19 protein-coding genes and 1 pseudogene are annotated in these 18,936 nt (G+C 45.5%); 4 read left to right on the top strand and 16 right to left on the bottom strand.

From position 1 onward, the window contains the following. Positions 1-64: 64 nt before the first annotated feature. Genes MHH52_RS02780 through MHH52_RS02770 form a run of 3 tightly spaced genes read right to left on the bottom strand, consistent with a single transcriptional unit; the run spans position 65 to position 1,499 of the window. A complete protein-coding gene (locus tag MHH52_RS02780; protein ID WP_340006516.1) occupies positions 65-358 on the bottom strand; it encodes a putative quinol monooxygenase in 294 nt (97 codons plus the stop codon). 27 nt (positions 359-385) lie between these two features. Further along, positions 386-1,033 (bottom strand): nitroreductase family protein, encoded by a 648-nt coding sequence (locus MHH52_RS02775; protein ID WP_340006515.1) that lies wholly within the window; start codon positions 1,031-1,033, stop codon positions 386-388. A gap of 37 nt (positions 1,034-1,070) precedes the next feature. Further along, a complete protein-coding gene (locus MHH52_RS02770; RefSeq protein WP_340006513.1) occupies positions 1,071-1,499 on the bottom strand; it encodes a MarR family winged helix-turn-helix transcriptional regulator in 429 nt (142 codons plus the stop codon). 185 nt (positions 1,500-1,684) lie between these two features. On the opposite strand from MHH52_RS02770, the gene MHH52_RS02765 reads away from it, so the two are divergent. Next, a complete protein-coding gene (locus MHH52_RS02765; RefSeq protein ID WP_340006511.1) occupies positions 1,685-2,464 on the top strand; it encodes a carbon-nitrogen family hydrolase in 780 nt (259 codons plus the stop codon). A 70-nt stretch (positions 2,465-2,534) separates the two neighbouring features. On the opposite strand, the gene MHH52_RS02760 is transcribed toward MHH52_RS02765, so the two are convergent. Beyond that, the gene (locus MHH52_RS02760) at positions 2,535-3,464 is read right to left on the bottom strand and encodes a hypothetical protein (protein ID WP_340006508.1); all 930 of its coding nucleotides are present in this window, start codon (positions 3,462-3,464) and stop codon (positions 2,535-2,537) included. A gap of 192 nt (positions 3,465-3,656) precedes the next feature. On the opposite strand from MHH52_RS02760, the gene MHH52_RS02755 reads away from it, so the two are divergent. Further along, the gene (locus MHH52_RS02755) at positions 3,657-4,544 is read left to right on the top strand and encodes a CHAD domain-containing protein (RefSeq protein ID WP_340006506.1); all 888 of its coding nucleotides are present in this window, start codon (positions 3,657-3,659) and stop codon (positions 4,542-4,544) included. Between the two features lie 24 nt (positions 4,545-4,568). On the opposite strand, the gene MHH52_RS02750 is transcribed toward MHH52_RS02755, so the two are convergent. The 7 genes and pseudogenes from MHH52_RS02750 to MHH52_RS02720 all read right to left on the bottom strand — a co-directional run bounded on the left by MHH52_RS02750 (position 4,569) and on the right by MHH52_RS02720 (position 10,441). Next, entirely contained in the window at positions 4,569-5,774 is a 1,206-nt protein-coding gene (locus MHH52_RS02750; RefSeq protein WP_340006505.1) for a Ger(x)C family spore germination protein, read from the bottom strand. Further along, on the bottom strand, positions 5,771-6,862 hold the full coding sequence (locus tag MHH52_RS02745; RefSeq protein WP_340006502.1) for a GerAB/ArcD/ProY family transporter: 1,092 nt from the start codon (positions 6,860-6,862) through the stop codon (positions 5,771-5,773). Before MHH52_RS02745 ends, MHH52_RS02750 begins: the two co-directional genes overlap by 4 nt. Before the next feature lie 27 nt (positions 6,863-6,889). Further along, positions 6,890-8,575 carry a spore germination protein gene (locus MHH52_RS02740; RefSeq protein WP_313639955.1) on the bottom strand — a complete coding sequence of 562 codons (1,686 nt, stop codon included), beginning with the start codon at positions 8,573-8,575 and terminating at the stop codon, positions 6,890-6,892. Positions 8,576-8,794: 219 nt separating this feature from the next. Then, positions 8,795-9,219: pseudogene (locus MHH52_RS02735) on the bottom strand (pirin-like C-terminal cupin domain-containing protein); the annotation flags it as partial. 8 nt (positions 9,220-9,227) lie between these two features. After that, positions 9,228-9,863 (bottom strand): ThuA domain-containing protein, encoded by a 636-nt coding sequence (locus MHH52_RS02730; RefSeq protein ID WP_340006500.1) that lies wholly within the window; start codon positions 9,861-9,863, stop codon positions 9,228-9,230. Positions 9,864-9,906: 43 nt separating this feature from the next. After that, complete coding sequence (locus MHH52_RS02725) at positions 9,907-10,050, bottom strand: hypothetical protein (RefSeq protein ID WP_340006499.1); 144 nt, start codon at positions 10,048-10,050, stop codon at positions 9,907-9,909. After that, positions 10,031-10,441, bottom strand: coding sequence for an SDR family NAD(P)-dependent oxidoreductase (locus MHH52_RS02720; protein WP_340006497.1), 411 nt, complete (start codon positions 10,439-10,441; stop codon positions 10,031-10,033). Before MHH52_RS02720 ends, MHH52_RS02725 begins: the two co-directional genes overlap by 20 nt. Positions 10,442-10,668: 227 nt before the next feature. Here MHH52_RS02720 and ytxJ point away from each other — a divergent pair, with 227 nt between their 5' ends. Both ytxJ and MHH52_RS02710 read left to right on the top strand, forming a co-directional pair. Further along, the gene (ytxJ, locus tag MHH52_RS02715; protein WP_340006495.1) at positions 10,669-10,995 is read left to right on the top strand and encodes a bacillithiol system redox-active protein YtxJ; all 327 of its coding nucleotides are present in this window, start codon (positions 10,669-10,671) and stop codon (positions 10,993-10,995) included. Then, positions 10,992-11,231: a glutaredoxin family protein gene (locus tag MHH52_RS02710; protein ID WP_313639944.1), complete on the top strand. Its 240-nt coding sequence runs from the start codon at positions 10,992-10,994 to the stop codon at positions 11,229-11,231. The genes ytxJ and MHH52_RS02710 overlap by 4 nt, the downstream gene beginning before the upstream one ends. A 102-nt stretch (positions 11,232-11,333) precedes the next feature. Here the strand turns inward: MHH52_RS02710 and MHH52_RS02705 are convergent, their stop codons facing one another. The 5 genes from MHH52_RS02705 to MHH52_RS02685 all read right to left on the bottom strand — a co-directional run bounded on the left by MHH52_RS02705 (position 11,334) and on the right by MHH52_RS02685 (position 18,888). Continuing rightward, positions 11,334-13,658, bottom strand: a complete 2,325-nt coding sequence (locus MHH52_RS02705) for a histidine kinase (protein WP_340006492.1) — start codon at positions 13,656-13,658, stop codon at positions 11,334-11,336. 206 nt (positions 13,659-13,864) lie between these two features. Further along, a complete protein-coding gene (gene kdpC / locus MHH52_RS02700; RefSeq protein WP_340009470.1) occupies positions 13,865-14,473 on the bottom strand; it encodes a potassium-transporting ATPase subunit KdpC in 609 nt (202 codons plus the stop codon). A 55-nt stretch (positions 14,474-14,528) separates the two neighbouring features. Then, positions 14,529-16,562 carry a potassium-transporting ATPase subunit KdpB gene (kdpB, locus tag MHH52_RS02695; RefSeq protein ID WP_340006490.1) on the bottom strand — a complete coding sequence of 678 codons (2,034 nt, stop codon included), beginning with the start codon at positions 16,560-16,562 and terminating at the stop codon, positions 14,529-14,531. Between the two features lie 16 nt (positions 16,563-16,578). Continuing rightward, positions 16,579-18,255, bottom strand: coding sequence for a potassium-transporting ATPase subunit KdpA (kdpA, locus tag MHH52_RS02690; RefSeq protein WP_340006489.1), 1,677 nt, complete (start codon positions 18,253-18,255; stop codon positions 16,579-16,581). A 216-nt stretch (positions 18,256-18,471) separates the two neighbouring features. Further along, the gene (locus MHH52_RS02685; protein WP_313639948.1) at positions 18,472-18,888 is read right to left on the bottom strand and encodes a hypothetical protein; all 417 of its coding nucleotides are present in this window, start codon (positions 18,886-18,888) and stop codon (positions 18,472-18,474) included. Positions 18,889-18,936: the final 48 nt, after the last annotated feature.

Here is an 18,936-nt window from a genome sequence, read left to right as displayed (position 1 = left end):
AGCCATTGTGGCTATGGACCATCCCTGTTTAAGATTAACAGGATTCACTAAGAATGGAGATATCTTATTTCACTTGTTCTGCGCTAAATACTTTTACGTCTAGTGGCGCAGCCAAGAATTCACCCGCTTTAGCTGAGAACGCGGTAAAATGAGGGCTCGTATTGTGGCTAGATACCGCTTCAGCGTCGCGCCATGTCTCAACCATAATAAATGAATTTGCTTCTCCAGCATTCTCATACAGCTCGTAAGAGAGATGTCCCTCTTCAGCGTGAGTAGCAGAGAGTAGCGTTTTAGACTCAGCCAAAAACTGTTCGCGACGTTCCGGATTCACTTTTAGTACAGCATGGATAATGACCATTGTTTATTCCTCCTTAGGTGTGAAAAATTATTTCCACTCAGCAATCTTATCGATAGGCAAACGGACAGATGGATAACCTGCATCAACAGCCTTACCAATGGAAAGTAACATCACAGGAACATAACGATCTTTGTCCATGCCAAACGCTTCTGCGATTTGATCTTTCTCATAACCACCAATTGGGTTCGTATCGTAACCATGTGCACGAGCAACCAACATCAACTGCATCGCAACAAGCGCACCATCGATGAGCACGGTGTCTTTGTTAACTTCACGTGGCAAATTAGAGAAGTGAGCGGATAATCTAGCCAATTGGTTTTCTTTTACTTCAGCAGGCATTAGTCCACGTTCAACAGCTGTACCATAAATCTCCTCAGCATAATCGAAATTGTTCAAATCACCGAAAATGGCAATCATAGCTGCAGAGGTCTCAACCTGTACGTTATTAAAACGAGCGAGAGGTGCTAAAGTAGCTTTGGCTTCATCACTTTCAATGACGAGAAACCGCCAAGGCTGCATGTTCACAGAAGAAGGTGCAAGAGTAGCCTCAGTAAGAATCTGTGTCATCTCTTCTTTGCTGATCTTAACGGATGGATCGTATTTGCGGATAGAGCGACGACCCGTAATAATTTCTTTAAAATCATTTGTTTGTGTGTTTGTTTGTGTAGCGTTCATGTGTGTATTTCTCCTTTGAGTGTGTAATTTTGTATGGTTACAACAGATTGATATTAGATTGCAGACGATTAAGCATATCTATGAGCACTGTTCGCTCCTGATCGTTAAAGCCAGTAAGCAGAGTAGCGACAAATCGCCTCTTCTCTTCGCTATATTGAAGCATTCTTTCCCGCCCTTGATCCGTTAATGAGACCAATGTAACCCTGTTATCTACTGGGTTGTTGCGGCGAGTGATCGTTCCGCTTTCTTCCATCCCCTTCAAGTGCCGAGTGACGGCGGCCGCATCTATATCCATGCCCTTTTGCAGAGTAATTTGGCTGACTTCATCTACCTGGAATAGTTCATGCAGGAGGCGAAGCCGTGTGGGACTGATCCCAGCACATCGTTCGAATTTCGGACAGATTCCCTTGTTCAATGCCTGCAGCAGTTCAAATATGCGGTCTTCCTCAGGATAGTGCTCCGTCAAAATATACCTCCTCCCCAAAATTAATTGCATGCAATTGTTTTGTATGAAATTATACTAACTCATAATAATTGACCCGTCAACTAATATATCAAATCCTTTTTTAAAAAGCAACATTGCTTATCCCTTTTGCGTGCTATACTCTTCAAGAAGAAACGACTTATATTTGGACAAAAGAGGTGAGTCCTATGAGAATATCGCTTATTCAGCTGGATATAGCATTTGGTAATCCCACTATGAATTATGCTGCCGCAGCATATAAAATTAGTGAAGCAGCTGCTGTGGCTCCCGATTGCCTTATCCTCCCTGAGCTTTGGACCACTGGCTATGATCTAACCAGACTAGAAGATATTGGCGATCCAGAAGGAAAAATTACCAAGGAATTCATCTCTAGCTTGGCTAAACAATACAGCATCAATATCATCGCTGGTTCAGTAGCTAGCAAGCGTGCTTCCGGTGTAACCAATAGTATGTTTGTATTTAATCGATCAGGAGATCTCGTTGGCGCGTACAATAAGCTGCATTTGTTTCAGCTAATGAATGAACACCTGTATTTGCAGCCTGGAGAAGACAAAGGACTCTTCACATTGGAAGGTACGTTATGTGCGGGGCTGATCTGTTATGATATCCGATTTCCAGAGTGGGTTCGGGCCCATACTGCGCAAGGAGCGGAAATCTTGTTTATCAGTGCAGAATGGCCTCTCTCTAGGCTGTCCCATTGGCGTGCGCTACTGATCAGCCGAGCCATCGAGAACCAATGTTATGTGGTAGCTTGCAACCGTGCAGGCAGCGACCCTGCCAATATCTTTGCTGGGCATTCCATGATTATTGATCCTTGGGGAGATATTTTATGTGAAGCTTCTGAAGCGGAAGAAATCCTAACGGGGGATATCGATTTACATAAGGTGCGTGAAATTCGAGCGCAGATTCCGATTTTTGCAGACAGACGTCCGGACTTATATGATTAAAAAGGACGTTACGGTTGCTGGCCCTTCGCCAGATTTCCGTTACGTCCTTCTTAACTATGCTCAAACCCTTTTATCCTTGGGAATAACGTTCATGCAGGACTCGCGCAGCATCCAGAACACGCGGATCTTCGTAGTCCAAGACATAACCCGTCTCCTGCTTCAACATATCAGAGGATTTAAGCACCACTCCACGGCGGGCTAATGCTTGTTTAATGCCTTCGGCAAATACTTCAGTGGCATTTGGTCCACCTAGTTCACCAAGTCCAGCAATCGTCTCTGGACGAACCCGCGGATAAGATAATGCCGAGTCTCCTCCAGATGCTTGCTCATAGAAGTCACGAATGAGTTCACCGCGTTCTAGTCCCGAACCTGAAACAACAACAAATGCATGCACGAAATAGGCATTATTTTGTCTGCGCTGGGCAATGCCGCAAAATTTACGCCCACCGATAGCCAGATCGAAGTCACCAGGGCAATAAGAACCAACAATCTCACCAGCTTCAATTTGTGCTGCAGCCTGTGGATGACTTATAGCAACCGCATCAGTGATCAAAGAAGCCAGAAGCTTAAAGTCATCATGAAAGTCCAGTTTTCCGCGCCCTTTGGGCAGAACTAGCGAAACATTAACAATTCCATCATCCAGAGGCACCGCAGCACCACCGGAATGCCTTACCGCTGTACGAATCCCTTGCTGCTCCAGCATAGCCATCGCTTGAGCCGCGTACGGAAGCTTGCTGTCCCGTAGTCCGAGCGCCACGCCCCCAGAATGACTCCATAGATGCAGACAAGGAGGAACAAGGCCCGCTCCGACATCCCTGCAAAGGGTCTCCTCAAAGGCGAAAGGGATCAACATCTCCCCGGAGCCCCCTGCTTCCGCATCTTTACTATTATCCTTTAGGATCAGATGCTGAAAAAGTCCCATTTCTGAAGGAAGTCCGATGATTTCCTGCCCCCTATCGAAAGATCCATTGATCATTGAATCATACTCACGAGTATCCACCGATTCCCCTCTTTCCCGAATTGTCCGTCAAAATAATGATAGAGATATTGTACCCGATTGCCCCCATTGCTGCGAAAACAGAATTGAAATGAGGTTATTATAACGCTATCCTTATAGTATACGAACGTGCCCCAGATCGAATAGGGGTAACCTTAGTTTCATGCTATACACAACGTTAAGGAGTGATGCCGCATGACGGTGGACCAGCTGATGAAGGAACGACAGTTAACCAAGACAAGACAATGGGAACAGGCACTTAACCTGCTGTATATTGACTTTTGGGATTACAGCCATGATGCACTTAGCAAATTCGATGGTGAGGACATTCACCAAGCAAGAGTAAACTGCCGCAAGCTATTAACACTGCTATCCATTCTCGACCCTGGTCATGCTTTGGGACTGTATCCCCTATTTGAGAAAGCCCAAAAGAGATTAGGCAAAGTCAGAGATGCAGACGTTCTCATTGAATCGTTTAAGACCAAATGCAAACAGGCTAAGGAAGTCGGCGATACAAAGACAGCAGAACTGTTAAAGGCTGTGATCGACCACCAAAAGGACAAGCGCAAAACTTACCGTAAGAAGCTGGCCGATGAGCTGCCTAAGCTAATCAATGAGGATCTGGATGAGAAGTGGAAAACCTTCCTAAGCGAACAGCTTGAGGCCCGAGTAGCAAAAAAGGATGTCAACGTTGTCATGCGTGAACTCGAGGTAGCTTACGAGCAGAAGAAAAAAGCTTGCAAAGCCATATTTCGTGGGCATGATGCAGAATCAGAAGCAGCCTTCGACTCGCTGCACCAGCTGAGAATGGCCGCTAAGGAACTGCGATATACCGCTAGTGCAGCTGCTTTTGCGTTAAATCAGAAATTCCATGCCCATGAGGAAATATATAAACAGATTCAAGATCAACTTGGCCTGATTAACGATAAGCGTCTTTGGCTGGAAACACTAAACGCTATTGGACGTGAAGAACTGGATATCGGCAAAAAAACATGGAATACCTTCACTGCTCAATTAAAAACCGAAGTCCTCGATGCGCTACATCAAAATGATGTCATACCTATCACAAATCAGACGAAGTAACTCTGAATCGTTTATAAGCTCTCTCTATTCAGCCGCAGTATCTGATGCACCGTATTCTTCAATATTCAGGTTTACTTCATAGGTAATCGGAATTTGGCTGAAGGTTTCGTCCCAGTTATCCTTGACGCTCCGCCATACGGCTGGATGTTGAATACGTAGACTGGTGCCGAAACCGGCAGCTTCGGTATGCAGATCCTTCTGCATTTTCTTCACAGTGGTTTGCACCATTTCTATGACACGCTTCTGCAGCACAGCTTTATCCTTCTTTACAATTCCGTCGTGTAATTTCTTCGATTCCTTGCCAAAGACCTCAGCATATCTACCTGTAGATTTTATTTTTACGTCAAAAGAGATCTGCCCATTGTTCACATTGGCTTTGATCTTACTATGCATAGATTTAACTTCGTAGGTTATGAGGTTATTGTTATCCGGATCATACGTTTTAAGCACTCCGCCTATTCCCTTTCCGGTCAGCCAGACCATTCCCTCCAGCTCCGATTCATCCAAAAATCCGACAAGCTTCCCCGTTGACCCTTTGATTACGCCTGCTCCTGCTAACTTGGTCTCCTTATCAAAAGCAATAACATTTTGCAATAAGAAGCTTCTCTTTCCCTGCAACGGGCCAACTACTTTAGCCAGAGATACCGGCTCCAATATCCCCATATTCCGATCTCTGTTATTGTAGATCCCTTCAAGTACAAATGCAGGGGTCTGACCCGGCAGTGCATTTTCCAATACATCTTTGGCTTTTCCCTTGCTGACAAATAACATAATACTGGGACGGATATTATCATCCCGAGTATAGAAATCTATTAGCTCAGTAAGGTTCTTAGAACGCGCGAGTTTTTCACTAATCACAATGACCTTTAGGTGATGACCAATCGGAGTGCGTCGAGTGCGCAGTGAAAGCTGCCGTATCGCTTCAAAGATAGAATCGCTAGTTTCACTCATATTATAGTAATTCTTAAAAGAGGATGAACTTGCAGAAGACTTCATTATGGCCCCTCCCGACCCTTGTGGAATCGTAAATTGATAGGTACTTATTATTTTTGCAGACTTCGTATGATTCCCACCTTCCAGCTTAGCTACCTCCTCATCTCCTGTCTCATCCGCACTGTCCAGTGCAACGCCAATCATCATGTTTAATTCCTCAATAGGTGAGCTACTCCAGCAGCCAGACAACAGGATACATAGTACAGAAAGTACGATCCACATCCTCCATTTTCTCATGAAACAGCCCTCCGGAAGTATGTGATGATTAATAGTGGTAACGGAAGCAATCCGAATAGAATAAGCATACAATCACCGATACCTGTTCCTAAAGCAAACAGAGCATTCACATTTGGAGGAATCCTAGAAATTACATAGGCAACCGGAAGTATAGCCAGCAAACAACTTTGGAACCTTTTATGAAAGATTTGAGACAATCCTAAAGCCGCCGCATAAATTGTAATACAAAAGGTACAAAAGATCTGCATAATCCAGATCACCAATAACAACGACTCAAACCTTTCAAAAAGGAGATAGTTTACTTCAAAACTTCGTATAAGATCGAGAAACGGCCAAGTTCTTGTTATCACTCCATCTACAGAAAAGACGCCAATGGTCACTATAACTGCTAGGCTATAAAATATCGTCGATATACATGTTCCAGCTATGATTACCTTTACTGCTTTTTGAGGCTTATCCATAAAAGCAACAACGAACAACATCGCTTCACCCGCTGTAAAGGTTAGGACGGTTGGCCTGATCCCTTTCCATACGGGTTCCAATCCATCTCCAAGGACTGGAAGTAGATTATTGAGATCGAAAACTTCTAAACTAAGCAGACAAACCCCCAGAAACACTGTCCAGGTAATCGGAACAATAAGTCTGCACATGCTAGTGATAGCATTAATTCCTCCTCTGCATAAGTAGAAGGCAATCCATATAAAAGCAGCCATAATAGCCCAAGGAGGTGTTCCCTCCAGTAGAAAAAAAGATGTCACCTCCTGCACCGAACGCACCTCAAAGCCGGCGATGCAGAGAAAATACCCAATGACTCCTATTGCGAGAACCGATCCGAGTGGCTTGCCGATGATCTTCCCGATATATTGAAAGAAAGTCTGGCCTGGGAACCGTTGACTAAGTTTCACAATGATCAATCCTGATAGAAAGGAGATTACTCCCCCTAAAAAAACAGATATCCATACATCTGGACTACCGCTAGCCTCTACAATGGTTCGAGGAAGCGTAAGTACCCCTGCCGCAATTGTATAATTGGCTAGAATGATCGTCGCTTGAATAGCAGTAATTCGGTCCTTTACCTCGGCGCTCATGATCTCTTCCTCCTTTACCTAGACTTCTCACCCTTTACGCAAGGGGTCCTTTGGTTTCAACAACGTAGGGCGCCCTGTTAGAAATTGCAAAGGCATACGGAATATAAAATCTTTCCAATTCACTGTCTTATTCGGAACTGCCAGACCAAGATAAGGAACACCAAAGCTCTTCAGCTTAATTAAATGACTACTAAGCAAAAGAAAAAACAGTACAACTCCGTATAATCCAAAGATCGCTGCAAAAAACATGGCTGCAAACCGGAGCATACGAAGCGTCATCCCAGCACTATACATTGGCATAGAGAAGGAAGAAACAGCCGTAAGCGAAACTACAATGACTAAGATTGGGCTCACAATTCCAGCTTCTACCGCAGCTTGCCCGATGATCAGACCGCCGACAATCCCCATTGCCGGACCGATAGGTTTAGGCAAGCGAAGTCCAGCCTCTCGTAAGATTTCAATCGCGATTTCCATAATCAATGCTTCAATTAATACAGAGAAGGGTACGCCTTGCCTGGAGCTGATTATGGAAATGGCCAGCTTCGTTGGGATCAATCCTGGCTGGAACGAGAGGAAGGAAATATATAGTGCCGGCGCAAAAAGGGATATCGTTGCCGCAAGAAAACGCAAAAGACGTAGCAGCGACCCTACCATCCAGCGATCGTTATAATCCTCTGGAGATTGCAGTAACATCCCGAAGGTAACCGGCATAATCAATGCAAAGGGTGTACCATCAATTAAGATAGCCACTCTTCCTTCCAGAAGTGCTGCCATTACGCGGTCCGGCCTTTCCGTATTCTGAATCTGCTGGAAAGGGCTGTAGCTATTATCTTCGATTAATTGCTCGACATAACCAGATTCTTGAACATCATCTATATCTATCGTTCTAATTCTTCGTTTAACCTCTTCTACAAGTTCATCATTCGCAATATCTTTGATATAAGTTAGGATCAATTCCTTCTGCATTCTCTTTCCTACAGTAAAAGAAATCATCGCTAGTTCTGTACTCTGCCCGTGTCTACGCAGAATTGCCGTGTTATCACTTAATGTCTCGTTAAATCCGCTTCGCGATCCCCGCAAGACTGCTTCAGATTCTGGCTCCTGAATCCCTCTTGTATTCCCCTTCGGACTACTGAGCACAAAAGCCTCTGATATCCCATCCACGAGCAGCACTGCAGATCCAAATAACACCTTCTGTAGGGAGAGGTTTGCATTATCCGTATGCTCAATTTCTGATATGAGCAATATCTCATGGATGAGAATATCTTGTAGATCTTTCGCTTCTGGTATGGCATTCATATCCTTAAAAGGCCGATACGCATTCATTAACGGCTTCAATATATTCTGATCCATTTTGTCTTTGTCCGTTAGCCCTTCTACGTACAAAAGCGCTGCCCTGGTCTTTATACTTCCGATTCGCAATTCCCTTACATTCACATCGTGCATATCGGCACTGATCTCTTTAAATTTCTGCAAATCCTCCTTTAAATGACCACTATAAGTTATTGCTACATCCGTATCCTTAGTTACTTCATCCGAGCTATTCTGCTCCTTAAGCCCTTCTAAATTGCTTGTTCCTCCAGATGCTTCTGCGTTAGGAACACCTCCACCTTTGCTGCCAGTAGCTTTTTTGGCTCTAGTGGTTAACCTGTCTTCTTTAGCTTTAGCCCAGCTTATTGTACGCAGTAGGATGAACGGGACGCAGAAAATCATAATCCCTTGGAAAACCACGCTCCAACTAGGAATTAATTCTATTACCTCATGCCACACCCTTAACACCTCCTTTATAGCTGTGACCGTATTTTTTACCGAAAGTGGATAATTCATGCATATAATATTGGAGAAGTTAAAGTTACAGAAAGAGGCTCCACAAAAGCCATTAGCTTCTGTGGAGCCTCTTTGTATTCAAAAATTCAGATTGCGGCATAGCTGTTATTTCAAAAAAGTTCCTTGTCGATACTCACTGAAAGCCTCGGTAATTTCTCTTTCCGTGTTCATTACGAACGGTCCTCTAGCGACTACCGGTTCATGGATGGGCTCACCAGCATACAGTAATATTCGCAGCTCCTCAGTAGCAGTAATATCTATTTCGCTTTCTCCGCTACCGCCTTCACTCAACCATAAAACCTGGCCTTTGGAGGCATTGATGTTATTGTGACCAAATGTCCCCTTACCCTCAAGAACATAGATGAATCCATTGTAATCGGAATATAATTTAGAGTTGGAGCTTTCACGCCTCCGGAAGAGCCGGAAAAAACTTTAATGATTGCCCCTTCCTCTTGTCGTACAGGCATGTCTTCACTTTTCAAGTTCTGATATCGAGGTTTTGTCATTTTGTGAGCTTTGGGAAGATTGACCCTACGTTCTACAATAATCCTGCTGCCCAAAGCCCACCTCTACGAATCATTTGGCGAAATGGCTCTACCGAGAATGAAGGCAGATGGTGCCCTGGCATTAAATAAACAACCCGGCCTAAACCAAATTCGTGACACCAAGCCGCTTGTCTCATCGCTCCCTCATGAGGATATTCTGCAAGCACTGTCGTTTCGAAATAAGGATGCATCTCAAAATAATACGGCTCGTCATCAATCACAAATTCTTCTATTCCCTGCATAATGGGATGCTCCCGTGCTGGTATGGACATCTGTAGAGCAGTGAACTCTGGATGATGGGTGAAATGTGCTCCCAGTAGGGCACCAAGCTCCTGATTTCGTTGTAAGGAAATTCCGTTATGTACCACTAGTAGTCCGCCCCCGCCAGCCACATAGGATAGCAATGCACCGCTTTGTTCCGCCGGAATTTTGTCATCAGAAAATTCGGTATAGGAGATTACCAGCTTGTAGTCAGACAACGTTTCTTTATTGAGCAGCCCATAATCCTCTGAAGAATACACCTGCATATCATTGGCTAGAATTTGTTCAATCTCCCGATCCACTCCAGCAAATGGGTGATATTTAACCTCCGAGTAACTTCCGAGTGCAAGTGCTTTTAGTGTAGACATTGGATCAGCGCCTTTCTTCTTATATTTTTTTGAGACATCCGTCCTACCAAGGCCACGAGCTGCCAAACAAATCAAGATAAGCCGGTTCCTCGCCCAGATACTTTTTATACTCCAGAACAAGGTTCACAATCTGACCCGCCGACGCTTCCGGAGAAATATCTGCTTGCTCATTCTTCTGGCCATGCATATATGTCTGCATCCAGCCAGGATGAAACACCATGACTTAACGCGCCAAGCGTATTTACATTATAAATTTCTGCCATGCCCTCATCATCCATATCTACCAGCATCGTAGCATCATCAGCGGAATGAATAATACCCGCATTATTAATAATGATATCGACATATCCAGTTTTGCTTGCTATTGCTCTTGCAGCTTGCTTTACATTGTCTTTATTGCTGATATCAAGGGGGATAAGTTCCAGCTGTTCAGGATACTGTTCTTTAAGCGCTTTCAATTCTTCTGATTCTTTCATATATTGTCCTGCAAATACCGTGAACTGTTTTGCTAGCATCGAACGTACAAGAGACAGTCCGAGGCCCCGATCAGCTCCGGTCACACATGCAACTCTCTTCATTCTTATGAACACTCCTATCTCCTAGCGATATGGTTAGGCATGTTGCTTCTTTTCACCTTAGCATGCTATATCTTTTTTTTCAACGCGATCGGTTTCAGGTATGGCTTCCCTTTGTACAGGCCCTTCAGAATCCTTTTTGTTTTAATTTTGATCTATGTTACAATCATGATTACAGGTTGTTAACAACACAATTGTTAGCAAATAACGATCCCAGGAGGGTGATATCTATGTCTATTCAACAACTCCATACGCTGGAGGATCTTGAGCAATATGTAGCTAAGCCTGGCAAGAAACTGCTGTTTAAACACAGTACTACCTGCCCGATTAGTGCTAAAGCTAATGAAGAGTTTCAGGCTTATCTGAAGGATGCGGATACTGCCGCTGCAGTGGTCTTAGTCATCGAGGATCGTTCCGTTTCCAATCAAATTGCTGAGGAATTTGGCATCAAACATGAATCTCCACAACTCTTCCTGCTTGAGGATAATGAGGTTCGCTGGAACACTTCGCACTGGAAGATCACAAGAGACGCGATCAAAGAGGCTGTGAACCAATGAGTGAGTCAGTGATTGTCTATTCAACCGCAGGCTGCAGTGACTGTAATTTGGTCAAACAATATCTCACTGAGCAAGGTGTTCCTTTCGAAGTAAGAGATGTTATGACCAGCACAGTCTATCAAGAGGAAGTCGAGAAGCTTGGCTTCATGGGTATTCCTGTAACCGTAGCAGGAGATCAAGCCATCAAGGGATTTAATCTTCCTGCGCTCAAAGAACTCATCGAAGCTGCTAAATAATTCAGCTATTAAACTATTCAGTACATGATGTAATTCATATGTGCAAAAAGGGTATCCTCACGGCCAATTGGCTTGGGAATACCCTTTTTCATTAGTCATAGTCTATGGTTCCTCACGTTTGAGATCTGCCACGACCAGTACATCCACGTTTCTGGCAGTACGTAGAATCTGCTTGGTAACATCGCCGCGAAGACTTTTTCGCAGCCATGAGCGTTGTGACTGACCGATAATAATCTGAGTGCTCTGCAAAACTTGAGATCTTTCAAGCAGCAAGGACGCCACTCGTGCGGGGAGCACGTTAGGAATCATCTTAAACGTTCCACCCAGTCGTTCCGTCAATTCCTTTAAATCATTTATACGTTTATCATAAACGGGTCCATTTTGTTTAAATTCCTGCACATACGTAACATACCAGCAAGCTTTTAGACGATATGCAATCCGAAAACCACGCCGAATTAAGCGCTCCGCATGATCCCCCAAGGTGATACACACATAAATGACTTCCTGACGCCGCCAAGGCCCCCGCAGCGAACCGACACGTTCCCAAGATTCTAGCCGTTCATCTACATCGTCAGCAATTTCCCGCAGCGCCAACTCCCGGAGGGCGATCAAATTCCCGATTTTGAAAAAAGCCCCCAGCGCCTGATCCACCTTGGCCATTGCATAGATTTTCCCATCCTTCATCCGTTCCTGGAGTGTCTTAGGTGATACATCAATAAGTTCTACCTCGTTAGCCCGCTGTAGAATGCTATCCGGAAAGGTCTCTCTTACCCTAACTCCAGTAATTTGTTCTACTGCGTCATTCAAGCTTTCTAAATGCTGAACATTCACTGTAGAGATCACAGATATTCCCGCATCCAGCAGCTCCATAACATCCATATACCGCTTCTTATGTTTGCTGCCTGGCATATTAGTATGAGCGAGTTCATCCACCAGCACGACTTCAGGATTACGCTTAATGATTGCTGCCGTATCCATTTCCTCAAGGACAGTCCCTCGGTACTCCATACGTAGTCGCGGAAGGATCTCCAGTCCACCGATTTGTTCAAGGGTTTCTTTGCGGCCATGCGTTTCCAGCAGTCCAATAACGACATCGATCCCTCTCTTCAAAAGATCGTTCCCTTCACGCAGCATCTTGTAAGTCTTGCCCACACCGGGAGCCGCACCAATATACACCTTAAATGTTCCTCCGCGAATCGCATCGATTTTATCCTTTACTTCCTGACTACTTAACCTGTGATAGGCATCCGCTTTCCGTTCATTACGACTCTGCCGGGTTGGAAGTACACGTTCTCCCTCACGGTCTGCGCGATCCGCCACGAAGAACACATCCACACCCCGGATTTGCTTCATTAATGAATTGGCAATCGAGCCTTTCCATAATTCCTGCCACGCGGTCTGCTTGGAGTGCCCCATAACGATTCGAGTAATATTATGCCGGGTTGCGTATTTTACCAAGAGACGAGGGATCTCCCTCTTCGAACGAAAGGGTATCTCCTCCATAGAGGCCCCAATCTTCTCGGTCAGCTTCCAGAGAGATCTCTTAAAGGTAGCTGCTTCCTTAGATAGGGTGAGACCTTGCCTCCAGAATGACACCACCGCCAGATCCCCGTTTAACCGTTTGGCGATCTGCTGTCCACGGCGGATATGGATCGAGCCATTCCAATAATACTGTGCGGATACTAAGACTTTCTCTGCGATCCCCGAAGCTCCCTGCAGCCCTTGTTCTTCCCGGTGTTTCTCCAGCGAATCATTAACATCCTCAGCGACCATCCGAAGTGCCAGCTCCCGCAGCTTGCTTAAATTGCCTTTGTTAAAAAGTGATCTCTGCTGGTGCTTACCTAAATGTCCATCGGACAAGCGTTGAAGTATCTTTTCCGGGGTCACATCAATTAGGACGATATCATCTGCAAGAGTAAGCACTTCAGCGGGAAGGGAATGCTCTACCTCAATCCCGGTCCACTTCCGCGCTAGATCCGCAGCACCCTCCAGTTCATATACGTTTACAGTTGTGATGACACTGATCCCATTACTCAATAAATATTTGATATCGTCCAGCCTTCCAGCCCTTTCCGCACCCTCGCGATTCTGGTGAGCCAAGCCATCTGTCAGCACAACTTCTGGATTACGTGCCACAATAGCTTCTACATCAAGATCCTTCTTCTCAATATCCTTCTGAAACCAATGGATACTCGGTATCCGTTCGAGGTCGCCCAGCTGATCCTTAGTTTCTGGACTCTGATTCGTCGAAACCGCACAGATCACGACATCGATTCCCTGCGCTTTAAGCGCCTGGCCCTCACGCAGCATCTGATACGTCTTGCCCGATCCACTGACCGGCCCTATATAGATCTTCAGACGCCCTCGATGCAGCTCATAGATAGAGAGCAGCAGTTCCTCCGGCGTCTTCCTCCGGTATGTTCCCATCAAGATCACTCCTTAACATAACCCCGTTCATACATGAACTCTTCTCTGCTTAGGAAGCAAGAAGAAACGGCGTTGCCGACCTTTAAAGATGACAACTGTTTCTCGTAGAAATATAAGGATGGTGTATCGTGTGTAACTGATACTTTCTTATATTTGAAGATATCCCTGCCCGATTCAGAGGAATCTGGCAGGGACATTTGCTATATTTATTTGTTCGATAGTTTTTGAAGATCCATGTTCAGCTTCAATACATTTACCCGTTCTTCACCGAACAACCCTAGGTCGCGACCTTCAGTATGCTTGTTCACGAGCTCTTCCAACTGCGTGGCAGGAATACCAGTTAAATTGCTAATCCGGGGAATCTGCACGATAGCCGAAGCAGGCGTGATATGCGGATCAAGCCCCGAACCTGAGTTGGTTACCAAATCTACCGGCAATTTGCTCAATGCTACATCCGGGTTATCGAGCTGCCACTGTGTGATAAAATCCTTCGTCCGCTGTAGCATATCCGGATTGGATGGAGCGTAGTTATTGGAGCCTGAAGCTTCCGCTTTATACTCAATGCTGGACACACGGCCATGGAATAGAGCGGGGTCCGTAAAGTTCTGCCCGATGAGTTCCGAGCCTACAACTACTCCAGCATCATTCTTAAGCAAGCTACCGTTCGCTTGCGATGGCATCAGAACCTGAGCAATCGCTGTAGTCGTCAGAGGATAGATCACTCCGCAGAGAACAATAAAGACTAGACTTAGTCGTACAATAATAAAGAAGTAAGCACCTTTCGATGATGACAGCTGCTCTTCAGCGTCCTCAATGGAGTTTCTATTATTCACGATACTCTCACCCTTTCAATGATTAGTCAATACGTCGTTAAATCCATACACTTACGATCATATCAATGAGCTTGATGCCCGCAAAAGGTACAACCACTCCGCCTAGCCCATAGATAAAAATATTGCGTCCGAGCAGCTTCGTAGAGCTCATAGCTTTATACGAGACTCCCTTCATAGCCAGTGGGATGAGCAGCGGAATAATAATAGCATTGAATATTAACGCGGATATTATAGCCGAGCTTGGTGAGCCTAGTCCCATTACATTCAGGGCTTCCATTTCAGGAATGGCGAGCATGAACATCGCTGGAATAATGGCGAAATACTTCGCGATATCATTCGCGATACTAAAGGTTGTTAACGCGCCTCGTGTCATCAGTAGCTGCTTGCCAATCGCTACGACTTCTATGATCTTCGAAGGGTCGGAGTCCAAATCAACCATGTTTGCCGCTTCCTTAGCAGCTGTAGTGCCGCTGTTCATCGCTAACCCCACATCAGCTTGAGCAAGGGCAGGGGCATCATTTGTACCATCCCCTGTCATAGCAACCAACTTGCCTTCGTTCTGTTCGCGGCGAATGACCGCTATTTTATCCTCTGGTGTACTTTCAGCGATGAAATCATCTACACCCGCTTCACGGGCAATAGTAGCTGCGGTCAGGGGATTGTCGCCCGTACACATGATGGTCTTGATCCCCATCCTCCGCAGCTCATCAAACCGCTCTTTCATACCCGGCTTTACCGTATCCTTCAAGTAAATAAGTCCATAGATTCGATTGTCTACTGCAACAGCAAGCGGGGTTCCCCCCATCCGTGCGATAGCATCGGAATTACTGTCTAGATTAGCGGGAATTACCCCGCCTTTCGACTGTACCCACTTCTTCACGGAGTCTACCGCACCTTTACGTACACAGCGTCCATCTTGCAGATCAATACCACTCATCCGGGTTTCCGCCTTAAATTCTACGAATTCCCCACCTTCAGCAAGTTTGCTGTCATAGCTGCGTTCCAGCTTCTTGGCCAGCTCAATAACAGAACGTCCCTCAGGCGTCTCATCCTTTAGGGAACTAATGGCCGCCCATGCCGTAAGCTCAGCTTCGGATTCATTTCCGACAGGTACAAATTCACTCGCCATCCGGTTCCCAAAGGTAATCGTACCGGTCTTATCTAAGATCATCGTATTAATATCGCCGGCAGCCTCAACTGCCTTACCCGACATCGCAAGTACATTAAACTGGGTCACTCGATCCATACCCGCTATTCCGATTGCAGAGAGCAGTCCCCCGATTGTTGTCGGGATCAGACAGACCAACAAGGCGATCATGACGGGAATGTCTAATTCAACGCCTAGATAAGTTGCAATCGGCCGCAAGGTCACTACTACAATCAGGAAAATTAGCGTCAGACTGATCAAGAGCGTATTTAGCGCGATTTCATTCGGTGTCTTCTGACGTTTCGCCCCTTCAACAAGGGAGATCATTCGATCTAGAAACGACTCACCTGGATCACTTGTGATTCTCACTTTAATCTCATCACTGACGACCCGTGTGCCGCCTGTAACGGAACCAAAGTCCCCACCAGCTTCCTTGATCACAGGTGCAGATTCACCTGTAATCGCTGATTCATCAACGGAAGCCAGCCCTTCAATCACTTCACCGTCACCAGGGATGAGTTCTCCCTGACTGACGATGACGATATCCCCTTTACGCAGCTCGGAGGAGGATACTGTCTTCACTGACCCTCCAACCAGTTTGTTGGCAGTGATATCTTGTTTCGTTTTCTTGAGCGAATCTGCCTGGGCTTTTCCGCGGCCTTCCGCCAGCGCTTCAGCGAAATTCGCAAACAGCACTGTAAATAGCAGAATGAACAACACCGTGATATTAAACCCTAGCGATTTCTCAGCATTGAAATATCCAGGTGCGAGTACCATTAGCAATACAATGATCGTACCGACTTCTACCACGAACATAACCGGATTTTTGATTAGCGTCACTGGGTTAAGCTTAATAAAGCTATCCTTTACAGCGCTTAGGAGTATGGGTCCCGTCAGCAGCTTTTTTCTTTTTACAGTACTCATTTTGTTCTCCCTCTTCCTACCGTAAGGTTAGATATTCTGCAATCGGGCCGAGCACAATGACCGGCAGAAACGTCAGTGCACCAATAATTAATACCGTAACAATCAGAATCCCAGTGAACAGACCATTGTCTGTACGGAATGTGCCGATCGTTTCTGGAACTGGCTTCTTCCGAAGCAGAGAACCTGCTACCGCCAGCATAGCGATCATGGAGACATAACGGCCTAGCAGCATCACGATCCCGGTTGTGACATTCCAAAAGGTTGTATTGTCCGCAAGCCCTTCAAACCCTGAACCGTTGTTCGCAGCAGAAGAGACATATTCATATAACACTTGGCTAAGTCCATGGAATCCAGGGTTCGTAATCGCTCCTTTGCCCAAATCCGTCAGGAACGCACCTGCGGTTGGCACAAGGATAATGAACGGGTGAACGAGGATCGCGATGGCGATCAGCTTCATCTCCCTGGCCTCTATCTTCCTTCCGAGAAACTCCGGTGTCCTGCCGACCATCAGACCACACAGGAAGACACCCAGAATCGCATACATCAGCATATTGATCAGTCCGACACCTTTACCACCGAAGACATTGTTCAGCATCATCAGTGCCAGAGGCGTAATGCCTCCCAGCGGCGTCAGAGTATCATGCATATTGTTAACACTACCTGTCGTAGCTGCGGTTGTTACCGAAGTAAACAAGGATGACTGTGGAATGCCGAAGCGTACCTCTTTACCTTCCATGCTACCTTGTGAAGATTCGATTCCAAGTAGATTGATCGCCGGATTACCCTTTGATTCAGCATAAAAGTTCAGGCTTAGTAACAGTACGAACAAGGTCATCATTGCGGTAAAAATCACCCAGCCCTGACGTTTGTTCTTGGCAAACAATCCGTACATATATGGGAGTGAAGCTGGCAACATCCACATAGAGAGAATCTCCAGTACGTTCGTAAGTGGATTAGGGTTCTCAAAAGGATGGGATGAATTGGCCCCGAAGAAGCCGCCTCCGTTCGTGCCCAAATGTTTGATCGATTCCAGAGAAGCTACTGGACCGATAGCGATTTGTTGCGTTTGCCCTTCAAGTGTAGTAACCGCAAGCGATGGCTTGAGTGTTTGCGGCACATGCAGTCCTACCAGCACCAATGAAACCAGCAGAGCTAGCGGAATGAACACACGAATTTGTGCTTTAACGAAATCCTCGAAGAAGTTCCCAACTGATTTCTGTCCCGTAATCCCTCTGACAAAGGCAACAGCAACAGAAAGTCCGCTCGCTGCAGACGTAAACATCATCATCGTAATAACTGCCATTTGTGAAAAATACGAAAGTCCCGACTCCCCACTATAATGCTGCAGGTTCGTATTCGTCATAAAGCTGATTACTGTATTGAATGAAAGCGTCTGCTCCATATCCGCAATTCCATTCGGATTCAGCGGCAATCCCCGCTGTAATCTAAGAAAGATATAACTGAAAGCAACCAGCACGATATTCGTTAAAATAAAGCTGAGTGCATACTTCTTCCAGGACATTCCGTCCCGCTTCTTCAAGCCGATCAGCTTATAAATACCTTTCTCTGTACGTGCAAACCATCTATCTGTACGATTCTGTTCATTAGAAAATACATGATATAAATACGTGCCCATCGGCTTAACCAGCAAGATGAGAATTACGATTACAGCAACTATTTGCAAAATGCCCATGAATGCCCCTCCTTAAAATTTCTCCGGATGAATCAATGCGTAAACCAGATATACAAACAGCAGTAGGGTAACAGCGATTACTAGAATCACAGCTTATCCCTCCCTGTATCCTCAACTACACCTGCGCACCAGCGCATAAATCCATAAAACAACCCGTAAATTACAGCTAATGAAGCTACCATATACAGATCCATCATATCTCCCGCACTCCTTCTTTTATCCTTGATGAGGTGATTTATCTACCAGAAAATCAGCATCACCACTGTGGGAATAGATTACATAACTCGCACCAAGTCTTTTATAGACCAATCTAGGATTTACTGAACTTGTGATTACAAAAATCGGCTGTGTCGTCCAGGTACGGCACATCTGAATGTAGCGGCAGCAAAGCGTAAAGCTGCTCTCGAACAGATATACCCTGCCTACCGGGAACGGTGGGCGAAACCAAGTGTTCTGGTGACGGGTATCTACTAGGATCACCTGCTCAATCCCCAGCTCCTCAAGTAAAGCTTTCTCAGCCACATTGTTGGTAAGTCCCGCCATCTTAATACCTCTGAATTTCAGAAGTTTAATGAAATGTTCGCCCGCCTTCGTTGGCGCACATACCAGCACATATTCATTCTGATCCGTCATCTCTTATTATTCTCCTCAAATGCTCTGCTTGTAAGATCAGAAAGTGAT

The organism is Paenibacillus sp. FSL K6-0276 (assembly GCF_037977235.1).
Lineage (GTDB): Bacteria > Bacillota > Bacilli > Paenibacillales > Paenibacillaceae > Paenibacillus_AQ.
This window is presented reverse-complemented; position numbering and strand designations above follow the sequence as displayed.